Origin of the sequence: Haloterrigena sp. H1 (assembly GCF_005938085.1) — an archaeon.
In the GTDB taxonomy this organism is placed as follows: Archaea; Halobacteriota; Halobacteria; order Halobacteriales; family Natrialbaceae; genus Natrinema.
Genome location: NZ_SMZK01000001.1, coordinates 863,854 through 876,612, shown reverse-complemented (window position 1 = coordinate 876,612; position 12,759 = coordinate 863,854). Strand labels below are relative to the sequence as shown.

13 protein-coding genes are annotated in these 12,759 nt (G+C 61.9%); 4 read left to right on the top strand and 9 right to left on the bottom strand.

From position 1 onward, the window contains the following. Window positions 1-70 precede the first annotated feature (70 nt). Entirely contained in the window at window positions 71-586 is a 516-nt protein-coding gene (locus tag E2L06_RS04455; protein ID WP_138778989.1) for a hypothetical protein, read from the bottom strand. A 105-nt stretch (window positions 587-691) separates the two neighbouring features. Next, window positions 692-1,501, bottom strand: a complete 810-nt coding sequence (locus E2L06_RS04450; protein WP_138778987.1) for an RIO1 family regulatory kinase/ATPase — start codon at window positions 1,499-1,501, stop codon at window positions 692-694. Between the two features lie 193 nt (window positions 1,502-1,694). Between E2L06_RS04450 and E2L06_RS04445 the strand changes: the two genes are divergently transcribed. Continuing rightward, window positions 1,695-2,840, top strand: a complete 1,146-nt coding sequence (locus E2L06_RS04445; RefSeq protein WP_249361367.1) for a hypothetical protein — start codon at window positions 1,695-1,697, stop codon at window positions 2,838-2,840. Window positions 2,841-2,858: 18 nt separating this feature from the next. Here the strand turns inward: E2L06_RS04445 and E2L06_RS04440 are convergent, their stop codons facing one another. Continuing rightward, window positions 2,859-3,647 (bottom strand): DUF6517 family protein, encoded by a 789-nt coding sequence (locus E2L06_RS04440; RefSeq protein WP_138778985.1) that lies wholly within the window; start codon window positions 3,645-3,647, stop codon window positions 2,859-2,861. A gap of 107 nt (window positions 3,648-3,754) precedes the next feature. Continuing rightward, window positions 3,755-5,011, bottom strand: a complete 1,257-nt coding sequence (locus E2L06_RS04435; protein ID WP_138778983.1) for a Glu/Leu/Phe/Val dehydrogenase — start codon at window positions 5,009-5,011, stop codon at window positions 3,755-3,757. A 1,105-nt stretch (window positions 5,012-6,116) separates the two neighbouring features. Here E2L06_RS04435 and E2L06_RS04430 point away from each other — a divergent pair. Further along, window positions 6,117-7,403, top strand: coding sequence for a Cdc6/Cdc18 family protein (locus tag E2L06_RS04430; RefSeq protein ID WP_138778981.1), 1,287 nt, complete (start codon window positions 6,117-6,119; stop codon window positions 7,401-7,403). A 338-nt stretch (window positions 7,404-7,741) separates the two neighbouring features. On the opposite strand, the gene E2L06_RS04425 is transcribed toward E2L06_RS04430, so the two are convergent. Both E2L06_RS04425 and E2L06_RS04420 read right to left on the bottom strand, forming a co-directional pair. Beyond that, window positions 7,742-7,954 (bottom strand): hypothetical protein, encoded by a 213-nt coding sequence (locus E2L06_RS04425; RefSeq protein WP_138778979.1) that lies wholly within the window; start codon window positions 7,952-7,954, stop codon window positions 7,742-7,744. Between the two features lie 92 nt (window positions 7,955-8,046). Further along, the gene (locus tag E2L06_RS04420) at window positions 8,047-8,397 is read right to left on the bottom strand and encodes a DUF5658 family protein (RefSeq protein ID WP_138778977.1); all 351 of its coding nucleotides are present in this window, start codon (window positions 8,395-8,397) and stop codon (window positions 8,047-8,049) included. A gap of 279 nt (window positions 8,398-8,676) precedes the next feature. Here E2L06_RS04420 and E2L06_RS04415 point away from each other — a divergent pair, with 279 nt between their 5' ends. Both E2L06_RS04415 and E2L06_RS04410 read left to right on the top strand, forming a co-directional pair. Further along, window positions 8,677-9,849, top strand: a complete 1,173-nt coding sequence (locus tag E2L06_RS04415) for a hypothetical protein (protein WP_138778975.1) — start codon at window positions 8,677-8,679, stop codon at window positions 9,847-9,849. A gap of 23 nt (window positions 9,850-9,872) precedes the next feature. After that, a complete protein-coding gene (locus E2L06_RS04410; protein ID WP_138778973.1) occupies window positions 9,873-10,109 on the top strand; it encodes a hypothetical protein in 237 nt (78 codons plus the stop codon). A gap of 16 nt (window positions 10,110-10,125) precedes the next feature. Here the strand turns inward: E2L06_RS04410 and E2L06_RS04405 are convergent, their stop codons facing one another. The 3 genes from E2L06_RS04405 to E2L06_RS04395 all read right to left on the bottom strand — a co-directional run bounded on the left by E2L06_RS04405 (window position 10,126) and on the right by E2L06_RS04395 (window position 12,673). Then, complete coding sequence (locus tag E2L06_RS04405; RefSeq protein ID WP_138778971.1) at window positions 10,126-10,995, bottom strand: class 1 fructose-bisphosphatase; 870 nt, start codon at window positions 10,993-10,995, stop codon at window positions 10,126-10,128. Window positions 10,996-10,997: 2 nt separating this feature from the next. Continuing rightward, the gene (locus E2L06_RS04400) at window positions 10,998-11,792 is read right to left on the bottom strand and encodes a class I fructose-bisphosphate aldolase (protein WP_138778969.1); all 795 of its coding nucleotides are present in this window, start codon (window positions 11,790-11,792) and stop codon (window positions 10,998-11,000) included. Window positions 11,793-11,932: 140 nt separating this feature from the next. After that, complete coding sequence (locus E2L06_RS04395; RefSeq protein ID WP_138778967.1) at window positions 11,933-12,673, bottom strand: helix-hairpin-helix domain-containing protein; 741 nt, start codon at window positions 12,671-12,673, stop codon at window positions 11,933-11,935. Window positions 12,674-12,759: the final 86 nt, after the last annotated feature.

Here is a 12,759-nt window from a genome sequence, read left to right as displayed (position 1 = left end):
GAGGTAAGGGCGGGCGCGCTGAAAATCTTGATGGTAGTTCACATATATCGAGGGTGGCGCGAAATGCTCACTATCGATCCTCTTTCTCCCCGCGTTCCGTCGTCACGGTTCGATCTCCCTCCGGCGGTGCGTCCTCCATATCCGGATGTCGTTCCTCACCTGCCTCCGTCATCTCCTCCGTCGATGGCTCGAGGCCCTGTCCCGTCCGCCCCTCCTCGCTCTCGGCCGGCTCGCCGGGCGCGCCCGGCTGTGGCCCCAGCGTCCGCTGTTCGTCGCTATCGTCTCGCCGTTCGGTGCCCTCGTCGCGCTCGATGACAGGGTCCGTTTTAGACGCGTCCAGCGACGAGCGATCGACCTCGAGCCGGATCACATCGGCGGTGACCTCGCTTACGGCGGCTTCGTCCAGCGGGACGACGTCAGTGTCGTCTGATTCCGACTCGAGGATTGCCTGGATGGCACTCGTCGCCCCGTCGGTCGCGCCCACGTAGGCCGTCTCCGGTTCCGTCATCCGGACGGTACCCAGCGGCTCGCCATCCGCGGTTTCGACCCGCTTGCCGACGTCGTCATCGGTGAACGGTGCACACATACGCTGCGGTAGTGTCACGCGGCGAAAACCCGTGGTGCCTGCAGTGGCGTGTAGCAAGCAATTAGTGCTGTCCGGACCCGACGCTGGCAGCCGACCGACGGTCGCTCACCCCCTGCCGAGATCAGCCACCTTCTCGAGTTCGCTCCGCAGCGTCGTCGAGTCGAACTCGTGGTCGGGGCGCAATCGGACGAAATCGATAAACTCCCGGGCCGAGAGTAGCGTCGACGGATCGTAAGCCGTCGCCGCGGCGTTGACGGCCTCGCGCGGTCCGATCCGCGGCTCGAGGACCGCCAGCGCACAGGCCAGATCGTAGGCCGTCGTCTCCTCGACGCGGTCCTCGTGGACGCTCGTCGCGTCGATAAAGTAGAACTCGTCGTCACAGAGCAGGATGTTTTCCGCGCGCAGGTCGCCGTGAGCGAGTCCGTGGTCGTGAACGGTCGCGAGCATCGCGAATAGTTCCGGGGCTCGCCGAGCGACCACGGCGTCGGAGACGTCATCGAGCGACTCGAAGTCGGGGAGGTACTCGAGGACGAGCACGCCGAGTCCGTTGACCTCGAAGGCGTCGATCGGCCGTGGCGCGTTGACACCGATCTCGCGCATCCGCTGGGTCGCCTCGTACTCGTGTTCGACCATCTCACGGGGCGTGTCGAACCGGTCGAAAAACCCCTCGGTGCCCGAGGAGAACGCGCCGACGTTCCGGCCGGTCGTCAACACCGCATGGACCAGCGCGTTCTGTCGGGAGACGATCTTGACGAACCACTCGTCGTCGATCACGCACGGCGTCGAGAGCCAGTTGTCGGCCTCGAGGAACTCCACGCGGACCGTCTCGCGGTCGTAGCGGTCCGCCAGCGTCCGGGCGACGCGTTCGATGCGGCTCCACTCGACGGTTCCTCGCGCGAGCCGGCGGATATCCATACCACCCACTCAGGGCCGTGGGCGTTAAATGCGTCTCGACCTGTTACCGTCGGAACGTGTCTGCCGTCTTGTAGTCACACGCCATCGATACTCGTGGTTCGTGACGGGTCCCGCTCGAGATAACGCGGATCGAGCCGACGACTGTAGTGCTAGTAACAGAACAACAATATTATCACTCGAGAAACGATAATCGATGACTATGTTCGCGATCGACGACCTGAGTGATGCGATCGACGTGACCCGCGAGTTCCTGACGCCGGTCCGTCCCTGGATGTGGCTCAAACTGGCACTCGTCGTCTTCTTCGTCGGCGGTGCCGGCGTCAGCTCGCCGATGTCGTTCGGCGGCGGTGGTGGCTTCGGCGGCGAGCCGACACCGGGGCCAGGGCCTGACCCTGGGGCAAGCGTCGACGTTGGAGAGGTGTTACCGGTGGTGATCGCAGTCGTATTGGTCATCCTCGTCATCGGCCTCGCCTTTCTCTTCGTGGGCTCGCTGTTCGAGTTTACCCTCCTCGAGTCGCTACGCTCGGGTGAAGTCCACATCCGTCGCTACACGAAACGCAACGTCGGCCACGGGGCCCGACTCTTCGGGTTTCGTGTCGCACTCGGGTTGATCGGCCTCGTCCTCTTGGGCCTTCCCGTCCTCGCGATCGTCTTCTCGACGCCGGGGGCCATCTCGCTGGGGTTGATCGGTGCACTGGTTCTGCTTGCGATTCCGGTCGGAATCGCCTTCGCCGTCATCGATCGGCTCACCACCGTCTTCGTCGCGCCGACGATGCTCGAGCACGATCTCGGCGTCGTCGCCGCCTGGAAGCGGTTCTGGCCGACGCTGCGAGGACACTGGACCGAATACGCCGTCTATCTCCTGCTCGTCTGGGTGTTGCAGCTGGTGCTTACCTTCGTCACCGGCATCCTCTTTGTCATTCTACTGATCCCGTTTCTGATCCTTCTGATCATCCCAGTTCTCGGTATCGTCGTACTCCTGCTCGGCCTCCCGGTGATCCTCCTTGGTGTCCTGCTGATTCAAGTCCCGATCGTCACCTACCTCCGCGACTACGCGCTGTTGGTGCTTGGTGACACGGACGCGGACCTCGATCTGATCCCCGACCAGCGAGCGGCAGTTCGAGACGGCGGGCCCGACCGAGATGGGCCCGGCAGTGGCTGGGACACGGACAGCGATGGCCCTGGCGGAGACGGTCGCGGACAGAACGACACCGCCGATCCGTGGGAACGCGACGAGTCCCGAGACGACACCGACTCGAGTGACCCGGCCGATGACACCGGCTGGGGTGACTCGAACGGCTGGGACGATGGAAACGAGGACGACGACGGCTGGCGATAGGAGAGGAGAACGGCGGGATTAGCCGAGGAGGTCGTTGCTTTTGTTTTCGAGACTCTCGTTGTCGATTCCGTCGATGCTTGTCTCGTTATCGATTCCGTCGATGCTCGTGGAATCGGCGGTGCTCTCGTTGTTGCTAGTGCTGGAATCGGAGCCGGCGCTCGAGGCGTCCTCGTCGACATCGGTCGTCACTGCCTCCGTGAGGGACCTAACGTTCGATTCCTCGAGTCGCTGTACGTACTCGGGGTAGACGCCGATGGTCACGAGCAGGTCCGTGTCGGCCTCGACGGCTTCGGTGATGTGGACGTTTACAGGGAGGTCGCGCCCGTCGAACTCCGCATCAGCGGTAAACCGTGACTGAGTCGTCGACTGGCCGAGGACCGTGACGTCGGTGTCGTCCGTGTGCTTGATGTTCGCGATCCCGTCGTAATTCTGTCTGACGAGGTCGACGAGTTCCTGTGTCGACATCTCCTCGATGGGATTGAGTTCACGACCGAGAATCGAGACCTGCGGAGTCGTCAGAACGTTGAAGACGGCACCACGTTGCCTACCTAGCTGTCTCATGTCCACTGCCTTCTCGTGGGAGGTCATGTAGTTGGTGACGGTGACGGTCTCGTTCGTCGGTCCGACCTCTCGCTCGACCGAGAGCGGTTCGATACCGGTCTGTTCGTAGCCCGTCTCCTCGCGAGCAGCGGCCTCGACGCCCGCGGGTGACGACTCGTGTTCGGCCAGCCCGACCAATCCCAGACAGCCAGACAGCCCCGCGAGGCCGGTCGCACCCAAGCCTGCGAGAACGGTTCGTCGGTTCATCTTGTGTTACCTTCCATAGCAGCTGCTAAGTGTTTATTGGAACGGAGACAGTCAGTCACGCCGAAAAAAGAACGTCAGTCGAACCTGCAGCGAATCGGTTCCCGAATTCAGGGCCAGCTGCCGGCTTCTTCGAAGGCGTCGGCGACGCGCTGGATCGCGACGACGTACGTGGCGGTCCGTGGGTTGTCGAGGTCGTGTTCCTCGTAGGTCTCGACCAGTGCGTCGAAGGCATCGACGATGACCTCCTCGAGTTCCTCGTTGACGCGCTCTTCGGACCAGGCGAAGCGCTGGCGGTTCTGGACCCACTCGAAGTACGAGACGGTGACACCGCCCGCGTTCGCGAGAATGTCCGGGATGACGAAGACGTCCTTGTCCTCGAGCACTTCGTCAGCAGCGGGCGTGAGCGGCCCGTTTGCGGCCTCCGAGATGACGTCTGCTTTGACCTCTTCGGCGAGGTCGGCGTCGACTGCGTTCTCGAGTGCGGCGGGAATCAGCAGGTCGACGTCGAGCGTGAGCACGTCCTCGTTGGTGATCTCCTCTTCGCTTCCCGCGAAGCCGACGACGCTGCCGGTCTCGTTTTTGTGGTCTTTCGCCGCGACGGGGTCGAAGCCGTCGGGGTTGTAGATGCCACCGCTCGAGTCGCTGGCGGCAACGACGGTTGCGCCCATCTCGTCGATCAGCTTGGCCGCGATCCAGCCTGCGTTCCCGTAGCCCTGCACGGCCACGGTCGCGCCCTCGAGGTCCTTGTCGAGGTAGTCGAAGGCTTCGCGTGCGGCGATGACCGTCGAGCGACCGGTTGCTTCGACGCGACCCTCGCTGCCGCCCGAGTCGAGCGCCTTCCCCGTGATGACGCCGGGCTCGGTCGTGTTCTCGATAGTCTCGTAGGTGTCTTTGATCCAGTTCATCTCCCGCTGGCCCGTGTTCACGTCAGGCGCGGGGACGTCGCGGTCCTCGCCGATCATCGGCGTCAGTTCCTTCGCGAACGCACGGGTGAGTCGCTCGAGTTCCGCTTCGGAGTACTCGTCGGGGTCGATGATGATGCCACCTTTGCCGCCGCCGAGCGGGATGTCGACGATCGACGTCTTGTAGGTCATCCAGCCGGACAGCGCTTTGACCTCGTCGCGGGAGACGCCCGGGTGATAGCGGATACCGCCCTTGTACGGGCCACGGTCGCCGTTGAACTGCGAACGGAACGCCTTGAAGCGCTCGAGTTCGCCGTCGTCACGCTCGATCGTCAGGTTCGTCTCGAGAACGCGCTCGGGGTGTTTGAGTCGCTCGATCACGTCGTCGCCGATGTCGAGGTACTGTGCAGCCTCGTCGATCTGCGCTTGCAGACTTTCGAACGGGTTGGCTTCGTCTGACATTGCCAGTAGGTTCCGAGGTAATCAAAATAAACGTGACGAATGCACCTCATAGTGCATAAAAGACAATATAAGGAATTGAAAGAGAATTAAATATTAGAAGAACGACACCGCCGACACGTGCGGTCGACCACTTCAGTTATCTAACTATTTGGGCCGACTAAGTCGGCTTTTAGCGGCTATTCGGATAGCTACTGCTGTGAGAGTGATTCGGTTAGCAGACAACGAGGACGAGTGTGCTCGGTGACGGACCCCCCTCTCTCAGAGTGAAAGGCGAATCGAGCCGGTGATAGCGGTCGAGTTCGGCATGTATCACGCCAACTCCGGCATGTCGGTTGTTCACACCCCCGTTCAGAGTGAACTACAATTCCTGTTGTGACAGTCGACGGTCACGCTGAGTTAGGCGTCAATTCGATCGATGCTGGATCGGTCGGACACGGAAGCTGAGAGGACCCCCACCCCCTGTTCAGAGTGAAAACGGTATCGAATGCGGATTGGCACTGTAATCAGCTCGGCTGTATTCGGGCGAATTACCCTCTTTATCGGAGATATTTCTCTCGCTTCGAGATCCGCCATGGACTGTCCAATTATTGCCTATAACATAACATTCAATACTAGTATATAGATAGTAGTATACTCGAAACTATAGCTATGGGAATTTAACACATTGTATTGTGGCCTCTTCTCGTGAGACTGGAGCCAATCGCGGCACAGGGGTCGACCTCAACGCACAGTTACTGCCCCCGTTCGGCAGTTAGCGACCGTATTCGTCGGCACTCGGCCTCGAGTTCCGGTCGGCAGACCCATCGCGAGTTCTGATCGTCGAGGCGAACTCACTACGGATACATCAGTTTCAGTCTGAACGAGGGGTGGGTGGGTTGGAACGAGACGACCTGTAGTGACGTCTCCAGCGGGATGGTCGATCGAGAGTTGCCGCGGGAACGTACGTGAGTGCCGTGTCGGGGAGCGTCAGTGTTCAGTCTGCATTCGGTCGACGAGTTGCTCGCTCTGGAAATCGATAAACGCCGGCTTCAGAAACGCTACCTTGCGTTTATCAGTCTGAACTACCTTCCATAGATTTATACATACCGTCTTCCAGAACGAAACTATGGCTGAGCAGACCAGTGGGGACCCACTTTTCCGATCTCACGATCCTATCTTTAATCGGAAGGAACTCCTCCACGTCGGTCACGTCCCGGACGAAGATCGCATCGTCGGACGTGACGACGAGATCCAATCCGTCGCGGCTGAGGTCGGCGCGATCACGCGCGGTGATCCACCGAACAACGTGATGATCTACGGAAAGACCGGGACCGGTAAGAGTCTCATCTCACGACACGTCGCGACTCGCGCCAAGGATGCCGCTCGAGGCAACGAAATCGACTGTGCCGTTCTCTACGTCGACTGTTCGGAAGCGAACACCGAAACCCGCGCCACGCGCCAGTTGGCGCTCAGTTTGAAAGAGCAGACCGGCTATCAACAGAATATCCCGCTTCGAGGCGTCGGGACGATGGAGTACTACCAGCACATCTGGGGGATTCTCGAGGACTGTTTCGACGCGGTCATCGTTATTTTAGACGAGATCGACAAACTCGACAACAGCAATATCTTGATGCAACTCTCTCGTGCTCGAGAGGCACAGAAGACCGACACCTACATCGGTGTCATCGGGATCAGTAACAAAGTCCAGTACCGGGAAACGCTCGACGAACGGATCGACAGTAGCTTCGGCCACCGCGAACTGTTCTTCCATCCCTATGACGCCTCGCAACTCCGCGAGATCATGCGCAACCGCGAGGACGCGTTCCAGCCCGATGTCTTGGAAGCGGGGACAATCGAACTCTGTGCGGCGCTTGCAGCCAAGAAACACGGCGACGCCCGAAAGGCGATCGAGATCCTCAAGGAGGCCGGCGAACTCGCACGGCGGACCGGCAGCGAGACCGTCTCGGAGGCTCACATCCAGCAAGCACAGGAGGTCGCCGAGATCAACCGGATCGAGGAGCTTACCAGCGGGGCGACCGTCCACGCGAAACTCGCCCTCTACGCGCTCGCGAGCCGCATCATTACGGGCGGGCGAGAGACGTACAAGACACGGGAGATCTACGAGCGCTACGTCGGGATCTGTGACCTGGTTGCCAACGATCCGATCACCGAAAACGGGCTCTATCGCCAACTGAAAGAACAGGCGTTTCTGGGCGTCATCGAGTCCGAAAAGACCGGTGGCGGTCGGTCACAGGGGAGTTATCTCCTCCATCGGCTCGTCACCGATCCGAAACACATCGTCAAGGCCGTTCGCCGCGATTCGTCGCTCGAGCAACTCCCGACGTACGACCAGCTTCACGAAACCGGCCCGTCGGCGACGAACCGGGATCTCGACCTCGATTCTTTTGCGTGAGCTGTCGCGACTGATACGGTCTGCTACCACGGCATATCGGCCACCCACGACTCGTCATGCGAATGCACCGGCACTGACTGGGAGGAGTCCGTATGAATCGCCGACGGAAACAGCGACCCCCAGTTGCTCGAGGCGGTTTCACTCTGAACGAGGGGTGTGGGTGACCGAGAGATCGGTCGGTCGACAGGCACGAACACTGTAAGGGTTAGTGGTTCGTCAAGCCTGACTTTGCGGGTCGAACCGATCACGGTTATCTGGTTCGACTCGCACGTCGACGCGTGACGGAGTACTAGTAGCGGCCAAACGCGACTGACTCGGTGTGAATGCGTCGGTGCTCTCTACGTCGCCCCCAGCGGGTCAGACCAGCGACGTGATCGCCGGTCGACGACAGTCCCACAACCAGCACAGACCAGCAATCGCTCCTCGCTGGTCGTCGTAACATCCCAGTCACCGGTGATCGGGCTCCGGTGATCACAGTTGGGACAGAAGAGGACTCTCTTTTGTTCCTCGGGCGGCGGCTGCGAGTCGTCGTGTGTCGATGACGTTGGCATTGGCATCGCTAGCGACTCGAGCGAAATAGGGATTGTGCGAAACGATCGATCGTGAGGGATCGAGCACGCTTATACTAACAACTGATACGGTCTTACACCATGGCCGAAATCATATAGGTGTTCAGGGCCGCAGCTACCAGCCACGGTCCCGCGAGTCCGGCCGGGACGATCGGACGATACGCTTGCTCGAGAAGCGGCCGACAGACGAGGCCGACGCTGATCGCAAACGCCTTCAGAGCAAGCATACCAGCCAGTCCATGGTCCTCGATCGCACCACGTGCGGCCGGATTCGACTCGGACAGCCCCAGATTGAGGCCGACGAACGTCGTCACGACGTCCGCGATCAGGGCAAGCGCGACGACCACCCAGAGCAAGCGCTCGAGATCGCCGGGCGTGACGTCTCCCGGCAGATGGCGGCACAGTGACGCGCGCTCGGAACTCATAGCCTCCCCGCCGGAATCGAACCGGAGTCGTCCCACTGGGAGCAGGCACCGATTCAAGCACGCGGGGTATTGTTATGACAGGCGTAGCGCGCGGGCGGCTGTCAGTAATCACGGCTAACAGTTCGAAACGGGGTGCTACCGACCGGCGCTGCCGCGCAGCGGCACCTGCAGGCAGAACCCCTTTTGTCGATTTCGACGTTCCTTTCGACGGTTACCGACGCCGTTTCGCGGCGGGAGACAGTGGCGAAACGGGGGCCATAGCAACGGCAGGAGTTCGACATGCCGGAGACAGAGACCGAACAATCAGTCCACCGACTCGCGTCGCTTCGAGGACGGCTCGAGCAGGGCATGGATCGCCGCGCGTTCCTTCGAACGCTCGCCAGCGGTGGCTACGCCGTCGGGATGGCCACTTGGCTCGGCGTCGACGATTTCCTCGCGGCTGACGACGGCGAGGTGCCGATCGTCACCGCCCTCGTCAGGGACGACCCTGCCGATCCATGGTCTATCCAGGAACGAACGCGAGCGGTCCCTGCCGAGTGGTACGCCGCTGTCCGGGAAGCCGTCGAAGTAAACGAGCGGCTGGCCCGACTCGGCTTTACGGGCTACCTCGGTAGCGCAGTCGTCCCCGGTTCCCTCGAAAGTGGAACTGCTACCGTCTCCGTTGGTCTCTCGAGCGACGGTCACTCGATCCCTGAAATCGTCGAAGAAGTCACAGGGAGTATCGACCTCAATTCGGAGACGATCGTCGATGTCGACGAGATTCAGAACGGCCCGGAACACCGTGACCCTCACCTCGCCGACGCGCTCGCGAACGAACGGATCGCCAGCGGTGTCGCCTGCGAAACCCCCTCGAGTATGGCGACGCTCGGTCCGGCGCTGTATCACCCCGATGGGGAGCGACGCTTCTTCGTGACGGCCGAACACGCGTTCCTCGACGATCACAAGGCAACCGACGGAACCCTCCTGCTGCCACGCGAGGACAGTGACACGATCGAAGTGGGGACCGTCGCCCACTACCACCCCGTCGAAGACATCGCGGCGATCGAACCCACCGGCGACCTCGAGCCCGCGAGCCGCATCGATGAACCGTCACGACCTCGCGTTCGCGGCCAGTTCACCAGGTTCGGGCTCGCTACGCTCGTCGCCCAGGGCGCAGAACTCGAGAAAGTCGGTGCATTGACCGGACACACGACCGGCAAAATCCAGGGTATCGACGCGGTGACCTGCTTTACCGACGAGTTCTGTCGCCGCGGACAGATTCGTTGGGGCGGCGAGATGGACCTCACGGACGGCGACAGCGGCTCCGTGAGCTATCATCGCGACCCCGAGAGCGATGACGACGACGTGCTCATCGCGGGCTTTAACAACGCCCGGACGTGGTGGCCCGGCCAGAGCTACGTCTGGGGCGTCGGAGCCTATCGACTGACTGAACAACATGGCTACCACTTCTGATCACTGGCCGCCCTCGCACCCACATGAGTGACGAACCCTCCCGCAGTTCACGACGCAACCGTACTCGACACACGTTCAGCGCCGTCGCGAGCGCCACTCTTCGACTGCTCGGTGACGTCCTCGTCATTTCGTTGTGGGTCCTGGTGCTGACGCTGGTGTTCCTCGAGACCGGCTGGCCACGCTGGACGTTTTATGGACTCCTGCTGGTCGGCATCGGCCTCTACGTTTCTGTTACCCCACGCTGGACCGGAAAACGGTGAAAAACGACGTCGTGGCCTACGCGAGTGCGTCCTCGAGCCGGTCGATCAGCTCGGTATTGCCGACGTGGACCGGCGTCCGATCGTGGAGGCCGTCGGGGTCGATCGACAGCAGCGACTGCGTGCCGTTCGAGGAGCGCCCGCCGGCTTGCTCGACGACGTAGCCGATCGGGTTCCCCTCGAACTGGAGCCGCAGTTTGCCCTCGGGCCGGGATTCGAGGGCGGGGTAGCCGAAGGTGCCCCCGTACGTGAGCACCTGGTTGACGTCGCCGATGAGCGCACCGCCATACCGGAGTTTGAGTTCGGATTCGATCTCGCGGGCGTACGCGCGGAAGTCGTCTGGCCAGTCGGGGACGCGGCCGCCGAAACCGTAGACGACCGGTTCGTCGGGCAGCGTGAGATCGCGGTCGACGAGCGTGCGCTCGCCGCCGGACAGTTCGTACTCGGCGACGGTCTCGTCGGTTGCGATCACCATCGTCGTGATCGGCCCATAGAGGACGAAGCCGGCGGCCACGAGCGTGTCACCGCGAGCCGGCACCGCAGCGTCGTAGACGCCGAAGATCGTCCCCATCGTGTTGTTCGACTTGAGGTTCGAGGAGCCATCAAGCGGATCGACTGCGACGGCGTACGCGCCAGACTCGTCTGGATCGCCGCCACAGTCGACGACATCGGCCCGTTCCTCGCTGGCGTACTGGCCGACACCCTCGAGTTCGGCCAGCCGATCGCCGAGCAACTCGTCGGCCCAGATGTCAGCTTCGGCCTGGGCTTCGCCGCTTGGGTTTTCTTCGTCGACCGTGCCACGCCGGCCGATCAATCCCTGCCGGATCTCGGTCGCCGAGCGACCGATCGTCGAGACGATCTGCTCGACGACTGGGTCCGAAACCGTCATTCCTATTCGGTCGCCTCGAGTGCGGCATCGGCGGTTTTCTCCTCGTAGATGACCTGCTCGAGCGCATCGAGCAGCCGGGTGGGGTCCTCACGCTGCCAGACGTTGCGGCCGACGGCAAGGCCTTTCGCACCGGCGTCGATGACGGCCTCGACAGTCGAGAGGAACTCGTAGTCCGACGTTTTGGAGCCGCCGGACATGACGACTTTCATGTCGCCGGCACACTGGACGGCGTGGGCCATCGCGTCCTTGCTACCTGGGTATTTGACCTTCGCGATGTCGGCACCCAGCTCGAGCGCCAGCCGGGTCGCGTAGGAGATCGTCGAGGGCTTGGTGTCGTTTTTCAGGCCCTGTCCGCGCGGGTACGACCACATGACCATCGGGAGGTCGTACTCGCGACCCTTCTCCTGAGCGTCGCGGAACTCCTCGACCATCTCGATCTCGTGGTTCGAGCCGCCGTAGACGGTAAAGCCGAGCGCGTCGGCACCCAGCTCAGCGGCGTAGTCGACCGAGCAGTTGACCGCCGAGTCGGGCTCGCCCATCCAGAGGTTCGACGTGCCGTTGAGCTTCAGCAGGAGGTTGACGTCGTCCTCGTAGCTTGGGTAGTAGCCCTCCGCGATCCCCTTCTGGACCGCCATCGCGGTGACGGCATCGTGGGTCGCCGTTTCGAAGACCGTCGACGGATCGAGTTTCTCCGGAACATCCTCGAAGTCGACTGGACCGTGCTCGAGTCCGTGGTCCATCGCCAGAATCAGTGACTTGCCGTCGCGAACGATCGGAGAGTCGTCGATCGGAATCATCTGTTAGACGGTCCAACAGGCCGCTATAAATCTCTGATGATCCGCCCCATCGAGTATTGAGTACGAGCGTAGTTAAGAACTGCAGCGGAGATAGTCGGTAGCCAGTTTGGGCTCGGCGTAAACACCGTGCACCCGCATGATCAGTTGAGGAGTTCTCGGGCGTTGTATCGCCACATCCGGACGTGCAACACGTTGAGTTCCAAGAGATCGGCGACGGTCATCGCGTCGATCGTTGCCAGCCGCTCTGCCGACCGGATACCGGCCTCGGCCAGCGTATCGGCGTCGGCAGGACCGACACCCGTGACCGCCGTTACCGGCGTTGGCTTCGGGTACGGTCGCTCCGTGGGTTGCTCCCGACCGACCGAAACCGGCTCCGTATGGTCGTAGTCGAACGATTGCCAGTTCTCGTCCCCGCTGACTTCGATCCACTCGCGTTCGGCCTCGCCGAGTCCGCGAACCGCCGTCGAGCGCCGATCGAGGTCGCCGTCGGTCTCGAACGACCACGGCAGCGACAACCGTCTCCGGAGGGCGTCCGCGATCGGTTCAGGGACGCCGTCGTCACGCAGTCGACGGTACGAACACTCCCGCTCGAAGACTACATTGGGATCGATCCCGGCGTCTACAAGCGCCTCGCGTTCCGCGGGCTCGAATCCGGCTTCAGGCTCCGACGCAGGTCCAGGTCCGGTGGTGGTTTCTGTTCCGGACTCGGCTGCGTCACGGAGTTCGTCTTCGTCGAATCCGAGTTCGACAGCAGTCGCGTCCTCATCCTCGTTGGCAGCCCCGACAGCAACGGTGATTCCGCTATCGACGACACGGGGTCCGCCGGCCTCATTCTCGGTTCCCCCCTCACTCGAGTCAGAGACGACATCGTTCTTGCTCACGCGGTTCACCAGTCATCCATAGCTCACACTGTCTCGTCTTGAAACTTGTCCTCGGCTGTCGAACGGCTAATCGCGGGACGAAAACA